The organism is Streptomyces sp. SCA2-17 (assembly GCF_044336695.1).
In genome coordinates, this window is record NZ_CP117521.1 from 1,412,943 (window position 1) to 1,434,531 (window position 21,589).

The 21,589-nt window shown below is 73.6% G+C and carries 23 protein-coding genes and 1 riboswitch; of the genes, 10 read left to right on the forward strand and 13 right to left on the reverse strand.

Features of this window, described 5'->3' with window-relative positions; translation table 11 throughout:
- Positions 1–105: 105 nt before the first annotated feature.
- A riboswitch (TPP riboswitch) is annotated at positions 106–217 on the forward strand.
- The 5 genes from thiO to PS271_RS06305 all read left to right on the forward strand — a co-directional run bounded on the left by thiO (position 216) and on the right by PS271_RS06305 (position 5,458).
- The gene (gene thiO / locus PS271_RS06285) at positions 216–1,439 is read left to right on the forward strand and encodes a glycine oxidase ThiO (protein WP_398380817.1); all 1,224 of its coding nucleotides are present in this window, start codon (positions 216–218) and stop codon (positions 1,437–1,439) included. Its footprint overlaps the riboswitch before it by 2 nt.
- Positions 1,440–1,474: 35 nt before the next feature.
- Complete coding sequence (gene thiS, locus PS271_RS06290; RefSeq protein WP_398386701.1) at positions 1,475–1,675, forward strand: sulfur carrier protein ThiS; 201 nt, start codon at positions 1,475–1,477, stop codon at positions 1,673–1,675.
- Positions 1,676–1,683: 8 nt separating this feature from the next.
- Positions 1,684–2,484: a thiazole synthase gene (locus tag PS271_RS06295; protein WP_398380819.1), complete on the forward strand. Its 801-nt coding sequence runs from the start codon at positions 1,684–1,686 to the stop codon at positions 2,482–2,484.
- A 98-nt stretch (positions 2,485–2,582) separates the two neighbouring features.
- On the forward strand, positions 2,583–4,544 hold the full coding sequence (gene pknB / locus PS271_RS06300) for a Stk1 family PASTA domain-containing Ser/Thr kinase (protein ID WP_398380821.1): 1,962 nt from the start codon (positions 2,583–2,585) through the stop codon (positions 4,542–4,544).
- Between the two features lie 2 nt (positions 4,545–4,546).
- Positions 4,547–5,458, forward strand: a complete 912-nt coding sequence (locus tag PS271_RS06305; RefSeq protein ID WP_398380823.1) for a deoxyribonuclease IV — start codon at positions 4,547–4,549, stop codon at positions 5,456–5,458.
- 10 nt (positions 5,459–5,468) lie between these two features.
- Here PS271_RS06305 and PS271_RS06310 read toward each other — a convergent pair whose 3' ends face one another.
- Positions 5,469–6,101, reverse strand: a complete 633-nt coding sequence (locus tag PS271_RS06310) for a sulfite oxidase-like oxidoreductase (RefSeq protein WP_398380825.1) — start codon at positions 6,099–6,101, stop codon at positions 5,469–5,471.
- A 155-nt stretch (positions 6,102–6,256) separates the two neighbouring features.
- Here PS271_RS06310 and bfr point away from each other — a divergent pair, with 155 nt between their 5' ends.
- Positions 6,257–6,745 carry a bacterioferritin gene (gene bfr, locus PS271_RS06315; RefSeq protein ID WP_398380827.1) on the forward strand — a complete coding sequence of 163 codons (489 nt, stop codon included), beginning with the start codon at positions 6,257–6,259 and terminating at the stop codon, positions 6,743–6,745.
- 7 nt (positions 6,746–6,752) lie between these two features.
- Here bfr and PS271_RS06320 read toward each other — a convergent pair whose 3' ends face one another.
- Entirely contained in the window at positions 6,753–7,013 is a 261-nt protein-coding gene (locus tag PS271_RS06320; protein WP_398380829.1) for a (2Fe-2S)-binding protein, read from the reverse strand.
- A 121-nt stretch (positions 7,014–7,134) separates the two neighbouring features.
- Positions 7,135–8,484, reverse strand: a complete 1,350-nt coding sequence (locus tag PS271_RS06325) for a class II 3-deoxy-7-phosphoheptulonate synthase (RefSeq protein ID WP_120754251.1) — start codon at positions 8,482–8,484, stop codon at positions 7,135–7,137.
- A 190-nt stretch (positions 8,485–8,674) separates the two neighbouring features.
- Between PS271_RS06325 and PS271_RS31350 the strand changes: the two genes are divergently transcribed.
- The gene (locus PS271_RS31350; protein ID WP_494403007.1) at positions 8,675–8,731 is read left to right on the forward strand and encodes a trp operon leader peptide; all 57 of its coding nucleotides are present in this window, start codon (positions 8,675–8,677) and stop codon (positions 8,729–8,731) included.
- 92 nt (positions 8,732–8,823) lie between these two features.
- Positions 8,824–10,797 carry an anthranilate synthase family protein gene (locus PS271_RS06330; RefSeq protein ID WP_398380832.1) on the forward strand — a complete coding sequence of 658 codons (1,974 nt, stop codon included), beginning with the start codon at positions 8,824–8,826 and terminating at the stop codon, positions 10,795–10,797.
- Between the two features lie 117 nt (positions 10,798–10,914).
- Here PS271_RS06330 and PS271_RS06335 read toward each other — a convergent pair whose 3' ends face one another.
- From PS271_RS06335 to PS271_RS06350, 4 genes are read right to left on the reverse strand one after another with little or no spacing between them, the layout of a single operon-like run.
- Positions 10,915–11,946, reverse strand: coding sequence for a 6-phosphofructokinase (locus PS271_RS06335; protein WP_398380834.1), 1,032 nt, complete (start codon positions 11,944–11,946; stop codon positions 10,915–10,917).
- Between the two features lie 41 nt (positions 11,947–11,987).
- Positions 11,988–12,701, reverse strand: a complete 714-nt coding sequence (locus PS271_RS06340) for a response regulator (protein ID WP_398380836.1) — start codon at positions 12,699–12,701, stop codon at positions 11,988–11,990.
- Positions 12,698–13,930, reverse strand: a complete 1,233-nt coding sequence (macS, locus tag PS271_RS06345) for a MacS family sensor histidine kinase (RefSeq protein WP_398380837.1) — start codon at positions 13,928–13,930, stop codon at positions 12,698–12,700. The genes PS271_RS06340 and macS overlap by 4 nt, the downstream gene beginning before the upstream one ends.
- 49 nt (positions 13,931–13,979) lie before the next feature.
- Positions 13,980–14,747 carry a lysophospholipid acyltransferase family protein gene (locus tag PS271_RS06350; RefSeq protein WP_398380839.1) on the reverse strand — a complete coding sequence of 256 codons (768 nt, stop codon included), beginning with the start codon at positions 14,745–14,747 and terminating at the stop codon, positions 13,980–13,982.
- A gap of 125 nt (positions 14,748–14,872) precedes the next feature.
- Between PS271_RS06350 and PS271_RS06355 the strand changes: the two genes are divergently transcribed.
- Entirely contained in the window at positions 14,873–15,652 is a 780-nt protein-coding gene (locus PS271_RS06355; protein WP_398380841.1) for an alpha/beta hydrolase, read from the forward strand.
- Entirely contained in the window at positions 15,645–16,250 is a 606-nt protein-coding gene (locus PS271_RS06360; protein ID WP_398380843.1) for a hypothetical protein, read from the forward strand. Before PS271_RS06355 ends, PS271_RS06360 begins: the two co-directional genes overlap by 8 nt.
- Positions 16,251–16,363: 113 nt before the next feature.
- On the opposite strand, the gene PS271_RS06365 is transcribed toward PS271_RS06360, so the two are convergent.
- From PS271_RS06365 to PS271_RS06390, 6 genes are all read right to left on the reverse strand, one after another.
- On the reverse strand, positions 16,364–17,143 hold the full coding sequence (locus tag PS271_RS06365) for an endonuclease/exonuclease/phosphatase family protein (RefSeq protein WP_398380844.1): 780 nt from the start codon (positions 17,141–17,143) through the stop codon (positions 16,364–16,366).
- Positions 17,144–17,306: 163 nt separating this feature from the next.
- The gene (locus tag PS271_RS06370; protein WP_398380846.1) at positions 17,307–18,248 is read right to left on the reverse strand and encodes an ROK family glucokinase; all 942 of its coding nucleotides are present in this window, start codon (positions 18,246–18,248) and stop codon (positions 17,307–17,309) included.
- A gap of 57 nt (positions 18,249–18,305) precedes the next feature.
- A complete protein-coding gene (locus tag PS271_RS06375; RefSeq protein ID WP_398380848.1) occupies positions 18,306–18,767 on the reverse strand; it encodes a DUF5304 domain-containing protein in 462 nt (153 codons plus the stop codon).
- A gap of 79 nt (positions 18,768–18,846) precedes the next feature.
- On the reverse strand, positions 18,847–20,184 hold the full coding sequence (locus tag PS271_RS06380; protein WP_398380850.1) for an ArsA family ATPase: 1,338 nt from the start codon (positions 20,182–20,184) through the stop codon (positions 18,847–18,849).
- 67 nt (positions 20,185–20,251) lie between these two features.
- Complete coding sequence (locus PS271_RS06385) at positions 20,252–20,701, reverse strand: SRPBCC family protein (RefSeq protein WP_398380852.1); 450 nt, start codon at positions 20,699–20,701, stop codon at positions 20,252–20,254.
- Positions 20,702–20,768: 67 nt separating this feature from the next.
- Positions 20,769–21,530 carry a metallophosphoesterase family protein gene (locus tag PS271_RS06390; RefSeq protein ID WP_398380854.1) on the reverse strand — a complete coding sequence of 254 codons (762 nt, stop codon included), beginning with the start codon at positions 21,528–21,530 and terminating at the stop codon, positions 20,769–20,771.
- Between the last annotated feature and the right edge of the window lie 59 nt (positions 21,531–21,589).

The window sequence follows — 21,589 nt, forward strand, 5'->3', positions numbered from 1 at the left end:
TCACTGTAGGGCGGCGGTCGCGGGGGACCGGGGCCAGGGCCCGTCCGGGCGGGTCACGGGGCAGGCCCTCGCCCCGGGTTCGGGGCGCGTACTAGGGTGGCCGGTGCAAGCACTCGCGGGAGCCCGGACGACCGGGCTGAGAGGGAGGCTGACCGGCCTCCGACCGTACGAACCTGATCCGGGTCATGCCGGCGAAGGGAGGGGCTGGACGCCTCATGGACGCGTCTACGATCACATCTACGGCATCTGCACCATCTGCCACCGCACCGGACCGTATCCCGGCCGTGCCCGCCTGCGACGTCCTCGTCGTGGGCGGCGGCCTGATCGGCCTCGTCACCGCCTGGCGCGCCGCACAGCGCGGGCTGCGCACCGCGGTCGCCGACCCCGCACCGGGCGGCGGCGCCGCGCGGGTCGCCGCGGGGATGCTGGCCGCGGTGACCGAGCTGCACTACGGCGAGGAGGCCCTGCTCGCCCTCAACCTGGCCTCCGCACAGCGCTATCCGGGCTTCACGGCCGAGCTGGAGGAGGCGAGCGGCGTCGCCACCGGCTACCGCGCGTGCGGCACGCTGGCCGTCGCCCTCGACGCCGACGACCGCGAGCACCTGCGCGAACTGCACGCCTTGCAGCAGCGCTGCGGCCTGGAGGCGCAGTGGCTCACGGGCCGCGAGTGCCGCCGCCTGGAGCCGATGCTCGCGCCGGGCGTACGCGGGGGGCTGCGGGTCGACGGGGACCACCAGACCGATCCCCGCAGGCTCGCGCGGGCGCTGCTCACGGCCTGCGAGCGGGCCGGGGTCGCCTTCCACCGCGCCGAGGCCGTCCGGCTGCTGCTCGCCGGCGACCGGGCCGCGGGCGCGGAGCTCGCCGACGGCCGCCGCGTCGCCGCCGGGCAGGTGGTGCTCGCCGCGGGCAGCCGCAGCGGCACCCTCGCGGGCGTCCCCGGCGACGTCCTGCCGCCCGTACGCCCCGTCAAGGGCCAGGTGCTGCGGCTGCGCGTCCCGGACGCGTACGGGCCCTTCCTCTCGCGCACCGTGCGGGCGGTCGTCCGCGGCGGCCCGGTGTACCTGGTGCCGCGCGAGAACGGCGAGCTGGTCCTGGGCGCGACCACCGAGGAGCTCGGCTGGGACACCACGGTCACCGCCGGCGGCGTCTACGAACTGCTGCGCGACGCCCACGAGCTGGTGCCCGGCATCACCGAACTGCCCCTGGTGGAGACCTCCGCGGGGCTGCGCCCCGGCTCCCCCGACAACGCCCCTCTGCTCGGCCCGACCGCCCTGCCCGGCCTGCACACCGCCACCGGCCACCACCGCAACGGCGTCCTGCTCGCCCCGCTGACCGGCGACGTGATGGCCGAGGTGCTGACCACGGGGCGCCTCCCCGAGGAGGCCCGCCCCTTCTCCCCCCGACGCTTCTCGAACGCGCTCCAGGAGCTGCCCGCATGAACCCCACCGACCCCACCGACACGCCTGCGGCCCACATGGGCATCAGCGTCAACGGCGAGCACCGCGAGGTGCCCCACGGCCTCACCCTCGACAGCCTGGTGACGAGCATGACCACCGCGCCCGGCGGAGTGGCCGCCGCCGTCAACGAGGCCGTCGTGCCGCGCGGCCAGTGGCCCGCCACGCGGCTCGGCGCCGGCGACCGCGTCGAGGTCCTCACCGCAGTGCAGGGAGGGTGAACAGCCCGATGGCCGACGACCTGCTCACCATCGCCGGTACCACCTTCAGCTCCCGGCTGATCATGGGCACCGGCGGCGCGCCCAGCCTCGACGTCATGGAGCGCGCGCTGCTCGCCTCCGGCACCGAGCTGACCACCGTGGCGATGCGCCGCCTCGACGCGACCGTCCGCGGCTCCGTGCTGTCCGTCCTGGAGAAGCACTCTATCCGGGTGCTGCCGAACACGGCCGGCTGCTACACGGCCGGCGAGGCCGTCCTGACGGCCCGGCTGGCCCGCGAGGCGCTCGGCACGGACTGGGTCAAGCTGGAGGTGATCGCCGACGAGCGCACGCTGCTGCCCGACCCGGTCGAGCTGCTCGACGCCGCGGAGATCCTCGTCGACGACGGCTTCACCGTGCTGCCGTACACCAGCGACGACCCGGTCCTCGCCCGCAAGCTGGAGGACGCCGGCTGCGCGGCGATCATGCCGCTGGGCTCGCCCATCGGCTCCGGCCTCGGCATCCGCAACCCGCACAACTTCCAGCTGATCACCGAGCGGGCCGGGGTCCCCGTGATCCTCGACGCGGGCGCCGGCACGGCCTCCGACGCGGCGCTCGCCATGGAGCTGGGCTGCGCGGCGGTCATGCTCGCCTCGGCGGTGACCCGCGCCCAGGAGCCCGTGCTGATGGCGGAGGCGATGCGGCACGCGGTGGAGGCGGGGCGGCTGGCGTACCGGGCGGGGCGGATACCCCGGCGGCACTTCGCCGAGGCGTCTTCTCCCGCGGAGGGCTTGGCGCGGCTCGATCCGGAGCGTCCGGAGTTCGCTCAATAGCAGGGGCTCCGCCCCTGACCCCATTTGTCCTCAATCGCCGGACGGGCTGAATTCTTGCCGGGTCAGGGCTTCGCTCCCGCCCCTTTTAGACTCGTCGCGTGGATACGACGCTAGGGGACCCGCTCGTCGGGCATACGCTCGACGGCCGCTACCGGGTGGAGGCCCGCATCGCCGTGGGCGGCATGGCCACGGTCTACCGCGCCCTCGACACCCGGCTCGACCGGGTGCTCGCGGTCAAGGTGATGCACCCCGCCCTCGCCTCGGACACGGCCTTCGTGGAACGTTTCATCCGCGAGGCCAAGTCCGTCGCGCGCCTCGACCACCCCAATGTGGTGGGCGTCTACGACCAGGGCACCGACGGCCCGTACGTCTATCTGGCGATGGAGTACGTGCCCGGGTGCACGCTGCGCGACGTGCTGCGCGAGCGCGGGGCCCTCCAGCCCCGCGCCGCCCTCGACATCCTGGAGCCGGTGCTGGCCGCGCTCGGCGCGGCCCACCTCGCGGGGCTCGTGCACCGCGACATGAAGCCCGAGAACGTCCTCATCGGGGACGACGGCCGCGTGAAGGTCGCCGACTTCGGGCTCGTACGGGCCGTGGACACCGACACCACCGCCTCGACCGGCTCCGTCCTCGGCACGGTGTCCTACCTGGCCCCCGAGCAGCTGGAGCACGGCACCGCCGATCCGCGCGTGGACGTCTACGCGTGCGGCGTCGTCCTCTACGAGATGCTGACGGGCACCAAGCCGCACACCGGCGGCACCCCGGCCCAGGTGCTCTACCAGCACCTGCACGCGGACGTCCCGGCACCGTCGGAGGCCGTGCCGGGGCTGGCCGCCGGGCTGGACGGGCTCGTCGCCGAGGCGGCGGCCCGCGACCCGCGGCTGCGCCCGGCCGACGCGGTCGCGCTGCTCGGGGTGGCCCGCGCGGTCCGCGAGGGGCTGAGCGACGAGCAGCTCGACGCGCTGCCGCCGCAGGCGCTCACCGGTGCCGCCACCGGCCGCCGCACGGCGGGCCCCGAGGACCGCACCAGCGTGCTGCCCCGCCCCGCGGCCCGGCCGCTGCCCGCGGAGGGCGGCGAGCAGCAGATGAACCGGACGACGCGCCTGGAGCGCCCGCCCGCGCCCCCGGCGCCGCCGGCTCCCCCCGCGGGCCCCGGCGCCCGCTTCCGGCAGCTGCCGCGGCGCGGGGTCATCGCCGTGGTGGCGGCCCTGCTGGCCGTGCTGGCCGGCACCGGCGTCTGGTACATCAACGCGGGCCAGTTCACGACCGTCCCCGCCGTCCTGGACATGACCCGGGAGAAGGCGGAGAAGACGCTGGACGACGCGGGGCTCGGGGTGCGCGCGAAGGAGGACTTCAGCGACACCGTCGAGCGCGGCCACGTCATCGCCGCCGACCCGGCGCCCGGCAAGCGCATCCGCAACACCGGCAAGGTGACGATCACCCTGTCGCGCGGGCCCGCGCGGGCCGAGGTGCCCAACGTCGCCGGCATGCCCTTCGACGAGGCGAAGAAGAAGATCGAGGACGCGGGCCTGACGGTGGGCGAGGTCGGCAAGCAGTTCAGCACCGAGACCCCGCAGGGCTCCGTGCTGGCCACCGACCCGAAGCCGGGCGAGCAGCGCCGGCCGGAAGCGCCGGTCGCGCTGACCGTCAGCAAGGGCGCCCCCCTGGACGTGCCGGACGTACGGGGCATGCCCGTCGACGCCGCGACGGCCGCCCTGCGCGACAAGGGCTTCGACGCCAAGGTGTCGGACGCGCAGGTGTTCTCCGACCGCGCCCAGGGCTCCGTGGCCGAGCAGTCCCCCGGTACGGGCGACAAGGCCGCCAAGGGCGACACCGTGACCCTCACCGTCTCCAAGGGCAAGGAGATGCTGCCGGTCCCGGACGTCACCGGGAAGAACGAGGCAGACGCCAAGCGACTGCTGACCGACGCCGGCTTCAAGGTGAAGGTCGACAAGCCGTTCTTCTTCCCGCAGGACTCCGTGGACAGCCAGTCGGTCAAGGGCGGCGAGCGGGCCGCCAAGGGCGACACGATCACCATCAAGCTCAAGGGCGGTCTGTAGCCGTGACGGCAGAAGCAGCAGCGGCAACGCTGGAAGCACCGGTGGCCGGGCGGCTGCGCAACCCCGTGGGCGGCCACGTCCCGGTGGCCGGCGGGCTGGCCAGGACGGGCCTCTCCTACGCCCGGGAGATCGGCGCGGAGACCCTCCAGGTCTTCGTCGCCAACCCGCGCGGCTGGGCGACCCCCGCGGGCAACCCGCGCCAGGACGAGGAGTTCCGGGCCGCGTGCGCGCAGGAGTCCCTGCCGGTGTGGGTGCACGCCCCGTACCTGATCAATTTCGGCTCGCACACCGAGGCGACGGTCGAGCTGTCCGCGGAGTCGATGCGGCACTCCCTGCGCCGCGGGCGGGCCATCGGCGCGGGCGGCGTCGTCGTGCACACGGGCTCGGCGACGGGCGGGCGGCCGCGCCGCGCGGCCCTGGAGCAGGTCCACGAGCGGCTGCTGCCGCTGCTGGACGAGCTGACGCACGACGACGACCCCTGGCTGCTGCTGGAGCCCACGGCCGGCCAGGGCGCCTCGCTGTGCTCGCTCGTGGAGGACCTCGGCCCGTACTTCGAGGCCCTGGAGCACCACCCGAAGCTCGGGGTGTGCCTGGACACCTGCCACGTCTTCGCGGCGGGCCACGACCTCGCCGAGCCGGGCGGCATGAAGCGCACGCTCGACGAGCTGGTCTCCGTGACCGGCGAGGGGCGGCTGAAGCTGATCCACGCCAACGACTCGAAGGCGGCCGTGGGCGCGCACCTGGACCGGCACGAGAACATCGGGGCCGGCCACATCGGCGCCGACCCGTTCGGGGAGCTCTTCCGCCACCCGGCGACGGCCGGCGTGCCGCTGACGATCGAGACGCCGGGCGGTAAGGAGGGGCACGCCGCGGACGTGGCCCGCCTGAAGGAACTGCGCGCGGGCGTCTGCTAGGACCACGGGGCTACAGCTCGGGGCCTTCGCCCGGCTGTTCCTGGTAGGAGTAGCGCTGCTCGCGCCAGGGGTCACCGATGTTGTGGTAGCCCCGCTCCTCCCAGAAGCCGCGCCGGTCGGCGGTCATGTACTCCACGCCGCGCACCCATTTGGGCCCCTTCCACGCGTACAGGTGCGGCACGACGAGGCGGACCGGGAAGCCGTGCTCGGCGGTGAGCTGCTCACCGTCCTTGTGCGTGGCGAAAATCGTCTGCTCGGCGGCGAAGTCGGCCAGCCGCAGGTTCGAGCTGAAGCCGTACTCGGCCCACACCATCACATGGGTGACCCCGGGCGCGGGCGGCGCGAGTTCGAGGACCGTCCGGGCGGAGACGCCGCCCCATTCGGCGCCGAGGACGCTGTACTTCGTGACGCAGTGCAGGTCGGCCACGACCGTCGTGTACGGCAGGGCGGTGAACTCGTCGTGGGTCCAGCAGTGCTTGTCGCCGCCGGCGGTCGACCCGAAGACCCGGAACTCCCAGCGGTCCGGCCTGAACCTCGGCACCGGGCCGTAGTGCGTCACCGGCCAGCCGCGCTGGAGACGCTGCCCCGGCGGCAGCGGGGGGAGCTCCCCTTTGCGGCTTTCGGTGTTATTAGAGGGCCCCATGCCTCCATGGTGTCAGACCTTTCAGGCCACCGATGACCAGGGCTCCCTCTATTTGGACAACTCCCACTAAGTGTGCACTTACTGGACGGTTTCGAAGGGCGGTGCGAGGATGCGCGCAACCTGCCCATCACCCCTGCTTGGAAGGAGCCTCTGCGATGCAGGGCGACCCCGAGGTCATCGAGTTCCTCAATGAACAGCTGACTGCCGAGCTGACCGCCATCAACCAGTACTTCCTGCACGCGAAGCTGCAGGAGCACCACGGCTGGACCAAGATCGCGTCGCATACGCGCGCCGAGTCGTTCGACGAGATGCGGCACGCGGAGACCCTCACCGACCGGATCATCTTCCTGGAGGGGCTGCCCAACTACCAGCGGCTCTTCCACGTCCGGGTCGGCCAGACCATCACGGAGATGTTCCAGGCCGACCGGCAGGTGGAGGTCGAGGCCATCGACCGCCTGCGGCGCGGGGTGGAGGTCATGCGGGCCAAGGGCGACATCACCTCGGCCAACATCTTCGAGGCGATCCTCGCGGACGAAGAGGATCACATCGACTATCTGGACACCCAGCTGGAGCTGCTCGACAAGCTCGGCGAGGCGCTCTACATCGCGCAGTTCATCGAGCAGGAGAACGGCGGGGCGGACTGAGCCGGCCCTAGGCCGCCTGGGGCTGCCTCGCGGGTATCCCGGGGATCTCGGCGCCGAGCACGCCGGGCTCCCCCTGGTCGGCCGCCTCGCGGCGCGGGCACGCGCCACGGCCGAGCAGAGCCTGGATGCGGCGCACGCAGCTGCCGCAGTCGGTGCCCGCCTTGCAGGCGGAGGCTATCTGCCGGGGCGTGCACGCGCCCTTGCCCGCGTGGTCACGCACCTGCTGCTCCGTGATGCCGAAGCACGAGCAGACGTACACGCGGTTCACCGCCCAGCCGGGTTGATCAATAAGGTAACCCTAACCTTACCCGGCGCGGTGGCGGAAAAACAACGCGGTGGGGCGCGGATCACTCGATCCGCGCCCCACCGCTCGTCCGTGTCACCGGCTCCTACTGGTCGCGGTACATCTCCGCGACGAGGAAGGCCAGGTCCAGCGACTGGCTGCGGTTGAGGCGGGGGTCGCACGCCGTCTCGTAGCGCTGGTGCAGGTCGTCGACGAAGATCTCGTCGCCGCCGCCCACGCACTCGGTGACGTCGTCACCGGTGAGCTCGACGTGGATGCCGCCCGGGTGGGTGCCGAGGCTCTTGTGGACCTCGAAGAAGCCCTTGACCTCGTCCAGCACGTCGTCGAAGCGGCGGGTCTTGTGGCCCGAGGCCGCCTCGAAGGTGTTGCCGTGCATCGGGTCGCAGATCCACGCCACCTGGGCGCCGGAGGCGGTGACCTTCTCCACCAGCTCGGGGAGGTGGTCACGGATCTTGCCCGCGCCCATGCGGGTGATGAACGTGAGCCGGCCGGGCTCGCGCTCCGGGTCGAGCCGCTCGATCAGGGTGAGGGCGTCCTCGGCCGTCGTGGTCGGGCCGAGCTTCACCCCGATGGGGTTGCGGATCCGGGAGGCGAACTCGATGTGCGCGCCGTCCAGCTGGCGGGTGCGCTCACCGATCCAGACCATGTGGCCGGAGACGTCGTACAGGTTCCCGGTGCGGGAGTCGGTACGGGTCAGGGCCGACTCGTAGTCGAGGATCAGGGCCTCGTGCGAGGAGTAGAACTCGACCGTCTTGAACTCCTCCGGGTCCGTCCCGCAGGCGTTCATGAAGTTCAGCGCGCGGTCGATCTCGCGGGCCAGGGCCTCGTAGCGCTGCCCGGACGGGGAGGACTTCACGAAGTCCTGGTTCCAGGCGTGCACCTGCCGCAGGTCGGCGTAGCCACCGGTGGTGAAGGCGCGCACCAGGTTCAGCGTGGCCGAGGAGGCGTGGTACATCCGCTTCAGCCGCTGCGGGTCCGGCGTACGGGCCTCGGGGGTGAAGGCGAAGCCGTTGACGGAGTCGCCGCGGTAGGTCGGCAGGGTCACGCCGTCGCGGGTCTCGGTCGGCTTCGAGCGCGGCTTGCTGTACTGGCCGGCGATGCGGCCGACCTTGACGACGGGCACCTGGCCCGCGTAGGTCAGCACGGCGCCCATCTGGAGCAGCGTCTTGAGCTTGTTGCGGATCTGGTCGGCACCGACGGCGTCGAAGGCCTCGGCGCAGTCGCCGCCCTGGAGCAGGAACGCCTCTCCACGGGCGACGGCTCCCAGGCGCTGGCGCAGCTGGTCGCACTCGCCCGCGAAGACGAGCGGCGGATAGGACTCGAGCTCGGCGATCACATCGCGCAGAGCCTCTTGGTCCGGCCATTCGGGCTGCTGCGCCGCGGGAAGGGAGCGCCAGGTGTTGCCACCGGCGTGGATTTCAGCGTTCACGGTCACGCTCCAACCCTACGGGGTCGCGGCAGCTGTCCGGCCGCCGGACCGCACTTTGAGACACGTGCCGAGACGGGGGGTGCGGCACGGCCGGGGCGCCGCGCGCCCGCCGAACACCCCGGAAGCTTCTGTTCCGGCCGGCCGGCGCGGTCCGGTACCCGCCGGTAGCGAGGGTGGGTCGGGTAGGGTGCCGAGCATGTTCGCGCAGCAGAACCGCACCTGGTGGTGGACCGTCCGACCGGCGGCCCACTGATCGCGCGTACACGAAACGCATCGCGAAGGCCGCCCGAGGGGCGGCCTTCCGCGTTTCCCGGGCCGTTCCTCCCTCACCGGAAGGAACCCCCTATGACCCGCGCCACCGCACCGGCCGCCGGCACCGCCGCCCTGCTCGCCCGGCTGACCGGCCCCGGCTGCCCGCCCTTCGCCCTGCTCCACCGCCGCACGCCCGGCCCGCCTCCCGGCGCCGCGGACGGGGCGGGCGCCCCCGCCGGCACCGTCGAGCTGCTCCTCGGCCCCGTCGAGGAGGCCGAGCGCCTCACCGACATCCCCCTGCCCACCGGCCGGCCCGCCGGGGACCGCCCCGTCCACGACGCCCTCGCCCTCGTGCCCTTCCGGCAGATCCGCGAGCGCGGCTTCGACGTCCGCGACGACGGCACGCCGCTGGCCGTCCTGCGCCCCCGTGAGGCCCACGAGCTGCCCCTCGACGAGGTGATCGCCGCGCTGCCCGCCCACGCCGTACGGGTCGAGGGCGGCGCGTTCGACGTGAGCGACGACGCCTACGCGGACATCGTCCGGCGCGTCATCGACGACGAGATCGGCAGCGGCGAAGGCGCCAACTTCGTCATCCGGCGGACCTTCGAGGGCGAGATCCACGGCTTCACGCCCGCCGACGCCCTGGCCCTCTTCCGGCGGCTGCTGACCGGCGAGCGCGGCGCCTACTGGACGTACGTCGTGCACACCGGCGACCGCACCCTCGTCGGCGCCAGCCCGGAGGTGCACGTGCGCATGTCCGGCGGGACCGTCGTCATGAACCCCATCAGCGGCACCTACCGCTACCCCGCCTCCGGCCCCGCCAAGGACGGCCTCCTGGCCTTCCTCCACGACCGCAAGGAGGTCGAGGAGCTGTCCATGGTCGTGGACGAGGAGCTGAAGATGATGTGCACCGTCGGCGACATGGGCGGCGTCGTCGTCGGGCCGCGGCTCAAGGAGATGGCCCACCTCGCCCACACCGAGTACGAGCTGCGCGGGCGCTCCTCGCTCGACGTGCGCGACGTCCTCCGCGAGACCCTGTTCGCCGCCACCGTCACCGGCTCCCCCGTGCAGAACGCCTGCCGCGTCATCGAGCGCCACGAGCCCGGCGGGCGCGGCTACTACGCGGGCGCCCTCGCGCTCATCGGCCGCGACGCGGGCGGGGCCCGCACCCTGGACTCGCCCATCCTCATCCGCACCGCCGACATCGACCGCCGCGGCCGGCTCCGCGTCGGGGTCGGCGCGACCCTCGTGCGCCGCTCCGACCCGTACGCCGAGGTCGCCGAGACCCACGCCAAGGCGGCGGGCGTCCTCGCGGCCCTCGGCGTCCGCGCCCCCCGGGTCGGCCGCCCGGCGGCGGCGCCCGCCCGGCTCGCCGACGACCCGCAGGTGCGCGCCGCGCTCGACGCCCGCCGCGCGGACCTCGCCCCCTTCTGGCTGCGCATGCAGTCCGCCGGGGACACCCCGTCCACCGCCCGGCTGACCGGGCACGCCCTGGTGATCGACGGCGAGGACACGTTCACGGCCATGCTGGCCCACCTGCTGCGCACGTCCGGCCTGCGGGTGACCGTACGGCGCTACGACGAGCCCGGCCTGCGCGAGGCCGCCCTGGCCCACGAGGGGCCCGTCGTCCTGGGCCCCGGCCCCGGCAACCCCGCGGACGCCGCCGACCCCAAGATGACGCTCCTCCGCGGCCTGGCTGCGGAGCTCCTGCGCAGCCACCGGTACGGGCTGCTGGGCGTGTGCCTGGGGCACGAGCTGATCGCGGCGGAGCTGGGGCTGGAGATCGTCCGCAAGGACGTGCCGTTCCAGGGCGCGCAGGAGCGGATCGACTTCTTCGGGCGGCCGGAGACGGTGGGGTTCTACAACACGTTCACCGCGCGGTGCGCGGTGGAGGCCGAGGTGGAGCTCGCCCTCCACCGCGTGGAGCTGAGCCGCGACGCGCGGAGCGGCGACGTGCACGCCCTACGGGGGCCCGGCTTCGCGGGCGTCCAGTTCCACCCGGAGTCGGTTCTCACGCTGGACGGCGCCACGATCACCGCGGAACTGCTGACCGCCGTCCTGGTCTGACCCGCCGCTGCGCGGCGGGCTCGTCCCTCCCACCCACCCGTTACTGGAAAGGGAATGTTCCGGAGTAACGGGCGGGTGGGTGGGCGAAACCGCGCCGTAGGCGCGGAAAACCGGCCGTCAGCCGAAGAAGACCTTGACCTCCTCATAGCGCTCGGCCGGCACCGTCTTCAAGCGAGCCGTGGCCTCGGCCAAAGGCACGCGGACGATGTCCGTGCCCCGCAGGGCCACCATCCGCCCGAACTCCCTCCCCCGCACCGCGTCGATCGCGTGCAGCCCGAACCGCGTCGCGAGCCAGCGGTCGAACGCGCTGGGCGTGCCGCCCCGCTGGACGTGGCCGAGGACCGTGGTCCGGGCCTCCTTGCCCGTGCGCCGTTCGATCTCCTTGGCGAGCCACTCCCCCACGCCGGACAGCCGTACGTGCCCGAAGGCGTCGTGGGACGTGCCGTCCTTGAGGACGAGGTCGCCGTCCTTGGGCATGGCGCCTTCCGCGACGACGACGATCGGGGCGTAGCTGGCGCGGAAGCGGGAGGTGACCCAGCCGCAGACCTCGTCGAGGTCGAAGCGCTGCTCGGGGATGAGGATGACGTTGGCGCCGCCGGCGAGGCCGGAGTGCAGGGCGATCCAGCCGGCGTGCCGGCCCATGACCTCGACGACGAGGACGCGCATGTGGGACTCGGCGGTGGTGTGGAGCCGGTCGATGGCTTCGGTGGCGATGCCGACGGCGGTGTCGAAGCCGAAGGTGTAGTCGGTGGCGGAGAGGTCGTTGTCGATGGTCTTGGGGACGCCGACGCAGGGCACGCCGTGCTCGGCCCAGAGCAGGGCGGCGACGCCGAGGGTGTCCTCGCCGCCGATGGCGATGAGGGCGTCGACCTCGTCCTCGGCGAGGTGCTCGCGGATCCGCCGGACGCCGCCCGGCTCCTTGAAGGGGTTGGTGCGCGAGGAGCCGAGCACGGTGCCGCCGCGCGGGAGGATGCCGCGCACGGCGGGGATGTCGAGCCGGGAGGCGGCGCCGTGGAGGAGGCCGCGCCAGCCGTCCCGGTAGCCGATGAATTCGTAGGAATGGTCCTGGACGCCCTTGCGGACGACGGCGCGGATGACCGCGTTGAGCCCGGGGCAGTCACCGCCGCCGGTCAGCACTCCGATCCGCATGACACTCTCCTTCAGCCGGAGGACGCCCGGCCGGGAGATGGTCAGGCGTCGTCGAGACCTCGCTCTATCGCGTAGCGCACGAGCTCCACGCGGTTGTGCAACTGGAGCTTGCCCAAGGTGTTCTGCACATGGTTCTGCACCGTGCGGTGGGAAATAACCAGCCGCTCGGCAATCTGCTTGTAGGACAGGCCCTTGGCGACGAGCCGCAGCACCTCGGTCTCGCGGTCGGTGAGCCGGGGCGCCTTGGGCTCGTCGGGGGCGGCCGGGGCGGGGTCGGCGGCCAGCCGCCGGTACTCGCCGAGGACGAGGCCGGCGAGGCCGGGGGTGAAGACGGGGTCGCCGGCGGCGGTGCGGCGCACGGCGTCGACGAGCTCCTGCGTGCTGGCCGACTTCAGCAGGTAGCCGGTGGCGCCGGACTTCACGGCCTCCAGGACGTCGGCGTGCTCGCCGCTGGCGGAGAGGACGAGGACGCGCAGGGCGGGGTTCTCCCCGACCAGTTCCTTGCAGACGGCCACGCCGGGCAGGCCGGGCAGGTTGAGGTCGAGGACCAGGACGTCGGGGCGGGCGGCCTTCGCGCGGCGGACGGCCTCGGGGCCGTCGCCAGCGGTCGCCACGACGTCGTGGCCGGCGGCGGCCAGGTCGCGGGCGACGGCGTCGCGCCACATGGGGTGGTCGTCGACGACCATGACCCTGACCGGCTGCTCCGCCGCGGCCTCCGCTGCGGTGTCCACTGTGCTGTCGCTGATGTCGCTCATCGCCGTTCTCTTCCGTTCCCCCGGGGGACCTTCAACTCGACTTCGGTGCCCTGGCCCGGGACGGACACCAGCTCGGCGCTGCCGCCCAGGTCCCGCAGGCGCCCGCGGATCGACAGGGCGACGCCCATGCGGCCCTCCCGTTCGGCGTCCGCGAGGCGGCCCTCGGGGATGCCGGGGCCGTCGTCGCGGACGCTGACGATCACCTCGCCGGGCTCGTCCTCCAGCAGGATCCAGGCCCGCGCCCCCTCGCCCGCGTGCTTGCGCACGTTGTCCAGGGCGGCGCCGACGGCCGCGGCGAGCTCGGCGGCGGCCGCCGCCTCCAGCAGGACGGGGGTGCCCGGCCCGGCGAAGGAGACGTCGGCGCCCGCGTACGGCGCGAGCAGGGCTCCCACGTCGATGGGGCCGGCGGGGATGCGGGGGACGTCCGGTACCGAGCCGCCCGGCTCGGCGTCCGCGGCCTGCCCGGCCTGCTCGGCCGACCGCTGCGGGGGCAGCAGGCCCCCGGCGACCAGGGTGCGCAGCGCGATCTCCTGCTCGCCGGCCATCCGGCCGAGCTCGGCCGCCTCGCCGCCCAGCGCGGCCCCGCGCCGCTGCACCATGGCCAGCACCTGGAGGACGCTGTCGTGGATGTCGCGGGCGAGCCGCTCGCGCTCGCGGGTGGCGGCCTCGATCCGCAGGGCGCGGGCGAGGGTGCGCTCACTGGCGCGGGCGACCTCGACGATGTAGCCGATGGCGATGCTGGAGACCCACACCAGGAGCACGTTGTGGACGGTGTCCCGGGCGGGGCTGCCGCGCTCGGCGAGGTTGGCGAGGGCCACCAGGGTGGAGCCGACCGCGGCCCAGCGCCAGCCGCCCTTGATGGCCAGGCCCAGTACCGCGCCGCCGGTCCATATGGACGGCAGGGTGGCCGCGCCGCCGTCGATCCGCGCCGGGGTGTCGACGGCGGCGGTGACGAGGATTCCGGCGAGCGCGAGGGCCAGGTCGGCCATGAGGAACCGCTTGGTGCAGCGCTCCGGCGTCGAGCTGCGGTTCCACGTGAGCGCCATCCACGCGGTGAGTACGCCCATGTAGAGGGCGCCACCGAGCGGATGCGCGTACTCGTGGTAATTGATGGCGAAGATCGCCAAGGCGTAGCAGAGCGTCAGGATCCGGTAGCCGGTCAGCGCGCGCCACAGCGGCAGCTCCACCGACATCCGTACGACGCGCGGCTTCCTGCTGCGCGGTGTCATCGACCAACCCCCGAGCCGGGCGCTCCGCGCACCGGCTGCCGATTCCCCTTTACTTGCCGCCCTCGTCCGGCGTGCCGGCCTTGTCGAGTCCGGCGGCCTTGGCCGCCTTCTCCTCCTCGGCCTTCCGCTTGGCCTCCTCCGCGATCTGCCGCTTGGCGGCGGTCGCGTAGATGTCCACGTACTCCTGGCCCGACAGCTCCATGATCTTGTACATGACCTCGTCGGTCACGGAGCGCAGGATGAAGCGGTCGCCGTCCATGCCGTGGTAGCGGCTGAAGTCCAGGGGCTCGCCGATCCGGATGCCCGGGCGCACCATCTTGGGCAGCACCTTGCCGGGGGGCTGCACCTTCTCGGTGTCGATCATGGCGACGGGGATCACCGGCGCCCCGGACAGCAGGGCCACCCGGGCGAGCCCGCCCGGCTTGCCCCGGTACAGGCGGCCGTCGGGGGAACGCGTGCCCTCCGGGTAGATGCCGAAGAGCTCACCGCGGTCGAGCACCTCCAGGGCGCTCTTGACCGCGGCCTCGCCCGCGCCGCGGGCACCCGAACGGTCCACGGGCAGCTGGCCGACGCCCTTGAAGAACGCCGCCGTCAGCTTTCCCTTGACTCCGGGGGAGGTGAAGTACTCCTGCTTCGCGATGAACGTGACCTTGCGGTCCAAAACCGCCGGGAGGAAGAAGGAGTCCGAGAACGACAGGTGGTTGCTCGCGAGGATCGCGGGCCCGTCGGCCGGGATGTTCTCCAGGCCCTCCACCCACGGCCGGAAGGCAAGCTTCAGCGACCCGCCGATGGACACCTTCATAGCGCCGTAGAACAACCGAGAACCTCCTGTAGTGACGAGGAGACCTTAACCTGCCTACCCGCCGTGCGGCGCTCCGCGTACGCTGAGGGCCGGACCCTCTGTGTCCTCCCTTACCCCCGCGTCCCCGATCGGAGATCCCGGTGCCGCTCCTCCCCGGAGCCGAGCCGTTCCGCCACGAAGGCGGAGAGGTAGGCGTCCTCGTGTGTCACGGCTTCACCGGTTCCCCGCAGTCCGTGCGGCCCTGGGCGGACCATCTGGCGGAGCGCGGCCTGAGCGTCTCGCTGCCGCTGCTGCCGGGCCACGGCACCCGCTGGCAGGACATGCAGCTCACCGGCTGGCAGGACTGGTACGCCGAGGTCGACCACGCGCTGCGGGAGCTGCGCGAGCGCTGCTCGCAGGTGTTCGTGTGCGGCCTGTCGATGGGCGGGGCCCTGGCCCTGCGGCTCGCGGCCCGGCACGGGGACGCGGTCAGCGGCGTCGTGCTCGTCAACCCGGGCAACAAGGTCCACGGCGCCGCGGCGAGGGCGCTGCCCGTCGTGCGCCACTTCGTGCGCTCCACGAAGGGCATCGCCAGCGACATCGCCAAGCCGGGCTCCGAGGAGGTCGGCTACGACCGGGTGCCGCTGCACGCCGCGCACTCGCTGCGCCGCTTCTTCCAGCTCGTCGACGCCGAACTGCCCCAGGTCACGCAGCCGTTGCTGCTCATGCACAGCCCCGAGGACCACATCGTGCCGCCCGCCGACTCGGCGCGCATCCTGGCCCGGGTCTCCTCGCGGGACGTCACCGAGCGGCTGCTGGAGCGCAGCTACCACGTGGCCACGCTGGATCACGACGCGGAGCGCATCTTCGCGGACACCTACGCGTTCATCGGCCGGCTCTCCGGCGTCGGCTCCGAGGAGGGGACGGCCGCCCGTGGCTGAGCGTGACGCGGGCCGCGACGAGAGCCGCGACCCGCTCGACGAGGACGCGGCCTGGGCGGAGCTCGTCGCCGCGTACGGGGAACAGCCCGACCCGGAGACCGGCCGCTGGCCCGCCACGGGCGGCGACGGCGCCGAGGCCGCTACGGGTGCCCCTGCCGGGGGCGAGGCCGGGGAGGGCAAGCCGGAGAAGTCCGAGAAGGCGGAGAAGGACGCCCCCGCCGGGCCGCCGTCCCCCTCGCGGGAGGAGCAGCCGGGCAGCTTCATCGTCTACGCGCCGGGCGTCGGCCCCCGCGACTGGAGCACGCCGGAGCCGCCCGACGACGACGCGGCCGAGGCGGACGCGGACGAGGAAGGCCACTTCATCCCGCCGGAGCCGCCGCCCCTGCCCACCGGCGACGTCACGGCGCGCTTCGCCTGGATCGCGGTGCTGGGCGGCCCGCTGCTGCTCCTGATCATGGTGCTGCTGCAACAGCCGCTCACGTGGTGGCTGACCACCATCGGGATCGGCGGCTTCCTGGGCGGCTTCGCGACGCTCGTCCTGCGGATGAAGGACAGCGACGAGGAGGACGACGACCCGGGGCGCGGCGCGGTCGTCTAGCGCGAGCACGTACCGCGACGGCGATCGCGTATTCCGCCGGACTCTCGCCATGGTGGTACTTCGCCGTCGCGGCGGACACATTCTTTCCGCCGTGGCCGGGCAGCGTGCCGGCCCTATGCGACCGGCACGCGCAGGGCTGCCAGCACCGGCAGGTGATCCGTGGCTGCCCGGAGATCACCTTCGGTGACGCCGGGCAGCCCCATCGGCACCCCGCACCCCAGCACTTCCACGCCCTCCGTCGCGAAGACCGCGTCGATCCGCTGCAACGGATCACCCAGCCGGGTGGTGTGCTCCCGCCCCCACGGCTTCGTCGCCCAGCCGTCCTGAAGAGCGTCCGCGAGCAGGCCGAACGTGCGGCCGTCGGGGCGGTCGTTGAGATCGCCCGCGGCGACGGCGTACGGCACGTCCAGGGCGGCCAGCCGGTCGAGGAGCAGCCGGCCCTGCTCGTAGCGCTCCCAGTCCTTGATGCTCAGGTGCGCGCTGAGCACCCCGAGCCGGGCCCGGCCGAACCGCAGCACGGCGGTCGAGAAGCCGCGCTGGTGGAGGCCGGGGGTACGGGGCAGCAGGACGTCCTCGGTGCGCTCCACGTGGGCGCGGAGCGAAGCAAGGATCATGGGGCCGGAGGCGGTGGCGCCGCCCGCGACGTACACGAGCCCGGAGGTCCGGGCGAGCCGGGCGGCCGCCTTGCGCCAGCGGAAGAACCGCGGCGCCTCCTGAACGCAGACGACGTCGGGCCGGCAGGCCCGGATCACCCGGGCGAGGGCCGCGACGTCGTCCCGCATGGAGCGGATGTTGTAACTGAGCACGCGCACGACGACGGAGCCGTCGGACTCCGTCCGGGACGCTGGAAGATCCGGCAAGGCCGCAGCGCCCGTTCCGGTTTCTGAACCCATTCCGCTCCGTCACCTCTCTCCGCCGCAACGGCGGTCAACGAGACGGCGGTATCCGGCGGTGCCGAACCGGCCTCAGGTCGGCTCGGCACCTCCCCCAGCTACCGCTGGGAGGTGCCCCCAGACGCGCCATCGTGGTGGATGTCCGCCGCGGCGGAGAAGCGCGCTACCCCTGACGGGCCAGGTCCGCCGCGCCGACCAGCCCCGCCTTGCCGCCCAGTTGCGCGGCCAGCACCTGCGCGTGCGGGCGCCACTGGCCGCCGATCAGCCAGCGCTTGAAGGACTTGCGGATGGGGTCGAGCACGAGGTCGCCCTCGTCCGAGACGCCGCCGCCGACGATGAACGCGGAAGGGTCGAAGAGCGAGGCCAGGTCGGCCAGGCCCGCGCCCGCCCAGCGGGCCAGCTCGCGGAAGGAGTCGATGGCGACCGGGTCGCCCTGCCGGGCGGCGGCGCTGATGTGCTTGCCCTCGATGCCCTCGACCGTGCCGTCGCCGAGACCCAGCAGGATCGCGGCGTTCTCCGGGGTGGCGTTGGCGCGCTGCTTGGCGTAGCGCACGAGCGCGCGCCCGGACGCGTACTGCTCCCAGCAGCCCTGGCTGCCGCAGCCGCAGAGCAGGCCGTCCGGCACGACGCGGATGTGGCCGAACTCGGCGGCCACGCCGAAGCGCCCGCGCCGCAGCTTGTTGCCGATGATGATGCCGCCGCCGAGGCCGGTGCCCAGGGTGATGCAGATGACGTCCTCGTGGCCCTGGCCGGCGCCGAAGCGGTACTCGCCCCAGGCGGCGGCGTTGGCGTCGTTCTCGACGACGACGGGGAGGCCGACGCGCTGCTCGACCTTGTCCTTGAGCGCCTCGTGGCGCCAGTTGATGTTCGGGGCGAAGAGGACGGTGGCCCGCTTGTCGTCCACGTATCCGGCGGCGCCGATGCCGACGGCCTCGACCTCGAAGCCTTCGCTGACCGTGCGCACCGCGTCCGCGATGGCGTCGATGACGCCCTCGGGGGTCGGCGGGGTCGGCACCTTGCACGTCGCGAGGATGCTGCCCGCTTCGTCGACCACACCGGCCGCGATCTTCGTGCCGCCGATGTCGACGCCGATGGTGAGTCCCATGTGTCCCTCAGTTTTTCGCTCGAACCCCGCCGGGCCCCACCGTACCGGAGCCGGAGATCAGTCGAGGTCGATGCGTTCGCTCCCGCCCTTGCCCCCGTCATCTCCGCGGGGCCCGGGGGGCCTTTGCTCTCCCCGCGCGGGCTCCTCGCGCACCCAGCGGGCCTCCTGGCCCTGGACGGCGGCGCGGTAGGCGGCCAGGAGTTCGGAGCCGGCGGAGGCGAGGTGGTCGAAGACGTCGGGGTTGCGCTCGATGACGGGCTCGACGACGGCCTTGGCCTGGGCGATGACCTGCTGGACGACGACCTGCGCGGTGCCGCCGCCGGGCAGCTGGATGCCGGAGACCTTGCCGGCCACGGCGTCGACGAGCTTGCGCAGCTCCTCGGCGGCGGTGCCGGGCGGCGGGCCCTGCTGGGCGCGGCGGCGGGCGCGCTCGGCCGCGAGGTCCTCGGCGCAGGCCTGCTCCCAGGCGTCGGGGTCGGGCGCCGCCTCGGGTGCGGGGCGCTCGGTGTGATCGCTCATGGCAGCGCCTCCTGGCTCCTGCAACAGGGGTTTTCTTCGACGTTACCCGAAGGGCGGGGCGCCGTTCACGCCGTGCCGCTCAGGAGGGTCTCGGCCACAGGCCGGGGTCGGGGGTGAAGCGCACGCACAGCGCCCCGTCCCGCAGTCCGGCGCCCGAGACGGTGCAGCGGCGCAGCGCGGAGGGCAGGGGCAGGACGCGGCGGAACGGGCCGACGCCGACGATGAGTTCGTCGCCGCGGCGCAGGAGGTCGAGTTCGTCGCGGGTGGCGCCGGGCAGGGGGAGGCGCCACAGCAGCACGCCGTCTGCGGCGAGGCGGTCCTCTACGACCGGTTCGCCGGCGGCGCCGGTGCCGTGCCAGCCGTCGAGCTCGTCGGTGAGGCCGCCGCCGGGTATGACGCCGAAGCCGCCGGCCGAACCGTTTCCTCCCTTTCTTGCCGCCGCGGCCACGCCGATGGTGGTCGAGCGGGCGCTTCCGGCGAGGTCGGCGAGGTCGTGCGGGCCGCGCGGGGCGCGGCCGAGGTGCGGCAGTTCGCAGACGGTGACGCCGTCGACGAGGAACTCCTCGTACAGGGTCTTGTGGGCGGCGAGCTGCTCGGCGGCGAGGGACGCGAGCCAGGGGTCGGCGGGGGCGGCGTCACCGGTGGCGCCGGGCAGCAGCCGGTTGGCGACGAGGGCGTCGACGCGGCAGCCCTGGAGGGCGAGCGCGGCGCGGGCCAGGCGCAGTTCGCCGACGGCGAGGGGCCCGGGCTCGGCGACGAGCCGTACGGTCGTGCCGTCCGCTTCGAGGACGTCCTGGACGGCGGCGAGCTCGGCCTCCAGGCGCTCGGCGGTCTCGTACAGCCGCTGGGCGGGCATGGGCACGCCGGCGAGCTGGGCGAGCATCGGGCGCAGGGCGCGGGCGGCCTGCCGCTCGGCGGGCAGCAGCCGGCGCAGGTAGCGGCGCAGCTGTTCGGGGAGGCCGAGCAGCCGCACCGTGGCGTGCAGGGGCGGCATGTCGGCGACGAGCAGGTCCCAGGCGCGCTCCTCGTGGGCGGCGCGCAGGGCGGTGAGGAGCGCGAGGGGCTCGGCGCCGGGGAGTTCGGTGAGCTCCTCGGGGTCGAGGGGGCTCGCGCCGAGCAGGTCGAAGAGGGAGGCGCCGCGGTCCTGGAGGTCGCGGGCGCGGTCCTGGAAGTGCTCGCCGGTGGCGATGCGGGCGGCGTGCAGCCCGGGCGCCGCCTCGGCCGGCGGGCCCCAGAGCGCGCCGCCGCCCGGCCCGGGTGCGGGCAGGGCGGTGCCGAGGACGGCTTCGGGCGCGGGGCCGCGGTCGGCGGTCAGGAGCAGGACGCGCCGCCCCTCGCGGGCCGCGGCGAGGGCCGTGGCCGCCGCGGCGGTGGTGCGGCCCGCGCCGCCGGGACCGGTGACGAGGACCGTGCGCAAGGGGGGAGCCTCCAGCGGTGACGTACGGGTGGACGTACGGGTACGGGTGCGGTGGGCGCGCCCGGGGTCAGGAAGCGGCGCCGCTCTCGACGCGCTTCTTGAGGCCGTCGAGGGCGCGGTCGATGATGACCTTCTCCGCCTTGCGCTTGATCATCCCGAGCATGGGGATCTTGACGTCGACGGTGAGCTGGTAGGTGACCTCGGTGTGCTTGCCGCCGGCGACCGGGGCGAGGCTGTAGGAGCCGTCGATCTGGCGCAGCATCTGCGACTTGACCAGCGACCACTGCACCACGTTCGGCTCGGGCCAGCTGTAGGCGAGCACGTGGTCGTCCTTGATGGCGCCCGCGTCCAGCACGAGGCGCACCTGCGTGGCGCGGCCCTGCTCGTCGCTCTCCAGCACCTCGGCCTGCTTGACCTCGCCGGTCCACTCCGCGTAGCGGCCGAAGTCGGCGATCACGGCCATCACCTCGGCAGGGGTCGCCTCGATCGTGATGCTCGAGCTCGTGTGTTCCGCCATCTCCGTGGCTCCTCCGTACCGGTCCGCCGCCTGGTGTCTGCCGCTGAAGGCTACATCGCGCTGCCCGTCACCACTCCAGCACCCAGGGTGTGCCCGTGGAGGCGAAGTGGCCGACGTTGACGCATTCCGTCGCCCCGATCCGCATCCGGCGGGCGAGCGGCTGGTGGACGTGGCCGAAGAGGGCGTACCGGGGCGAGGTGGCGCGGATGGCGTCGAGGAGGGCGGAGCTGCCGCGCTCGAAGCGCCGGGCGACGGTGTCGTAGCAGAGTTCGGGCACGTCGGGCGGGATGTGCGAGCAGAGCACGTCGACGTCGCCGAGGGCCGCGACCTTGGCCGCGTACTCCTCTTCGGAGATCTCGTGGGGGGTGCGCATGGGCGAGGGGAGGCCGCCGCCGACGAAGCCGAAGACGAGACCGCCGATCTCGGCGCGCTCGCCGTCGAGGACGGTCGTGCCGTCCTGGGCGAATTCCGGCCAGAGCCGGGGGATGTCGACATTGCCGTACGTGGCGTACGTGGGGGCGGGGAACGCGGCGAAGAGCTCGGCGTACTGCTTGCGGACGGCGCCCTCGATCGCGGCGTCCCGGTCCATGCCCTGCCACAGGCCGCGGGCCAGCTCGCGGGCCTCGGCGAAGCGGCGGGCGGTGCGCAGCTCGACGATCAGGTCGGCCTTCTCGACCCCGAAGAGCTCGGGGAAGATGCCGCGCGAGTGGTCGTCGTAATCGAGGAAGAGCACCAGATCGCCCAGGCAGACGAGGGCGTCGGCGCCCTCGCCCGCCCGTGCCAGGGCGGTGCTGTTGCCGTGCACGTCGCTGACCACGTGAACCCTCATAGCGCCTCCATACCGATCACCCTAGGCGCTGCGCCCGGACCTCCGGAAGGGCTGCGACC

What these genes read in the sequence shown, in the direction of transcription:
- bfr (WP_398380827.1), top strand. Translation starts at nt 6,257, where the DNA reads ATGCAGGGCGACCCCGAGGTCATCGAGTTCCTCAATGAACAGCTGACT.
- PS271_RS06330 (WP_398380832.1), top strand. Translation starts at nt 8,824, where the DNA reads ATGACCCGCGCCACCGCACCGGCCGCCGGCACCGCCGCCCTGCTCGCC.
- macS (WP_398380837.1), bottom strand. Translation starts at nt 13,930, where the DNA reads ATGACACCGCGCAGCAGGAAGCCGCGCGTCGTACGGATGTCGGTGGAG.
- PS271_RS06365 (WP_398380844.1), bottom strand. Translation starts at nt 17,143, where the DNA reads ATGGGTTCAGAAACCGGAACGGGCGCTGCGGCCTTGCCGGATCTTCCA.
- thiO (WP_398380817.1), top strand. Translation starts at nt 216, where the DNA reads ATGGACGCGTCTACGATCACATCTACGGCATCTGCACCATCTGCCACC.
- PS271_RS06390 (WP_398380854.1), bottom strand. Translation starts at nt 21,530, where the DNA reads ATGAGGGTTCACGTGGTCAGCGACGTGCACGGCAACAGCACCGCCCTG.
- PS271_RS06340 (WP_398380836.1), bottom strand. Translation starts at nt 12,701, where the DNA reads ATGAGCGACATCAGCGACAGCACAGTGGACACCGCAGCGGAGGCCGCG.
- PS271_RS06310 (WP_398380825.1), bottom strand. Translation starts at nt 6,101, where the DNA reads ATGGGGCCCTCTAATAACACCGAAAGCCGCAAAGGGGAGCTCCCCCCG.
- PS271_RS06385 (WP_398380852.1), bottom strand. Translation starts at nt 20,701, where the DNA reads ATGGCGGAACACACGAGCTCGAGCATCACGATCGAGGCGACCCCTGCC.
- PS271_RS06335 (WP_398380834.1), bottom strand. Translation starts at nt 11,946, where the DNA reads ATGCGGATCGGAGTGCTGACCGGCGGCGGTGACTGCCCCGGGCTCAAC.
- PS271_RS06375 (WP_398380848.1), bottom strand. Translation starts at nt 18,767, where the DNA reads ATGAGCGATCACACCGAGCGCCCCGCACCCGAGGCGGCGCCCGACCCC.
- PS271_RS06295 (WP_398380819.1), top strand. Translation starts at nt 1,684, where the DNA reads ATGGCCGACGACCTGCTCACCATCGCCGGTACCACCTTCAGCTCCCGG.
- thiS (WP_398386701.1), top strand. Translation starts at nt 1,475, where the DNA reads ATGGGCATCAGCGTCAACGGCGAGCACCGCGAGGTGCCCCACGGCCTC.
- PS271_RS06370 (WP_398380846.1), bottom strand. Translation starts at nt 18,248, where the DNA reads ATGGGACTCACCATCGGCGTCGACATCGGCGGCACGAAGATCGCGGCC.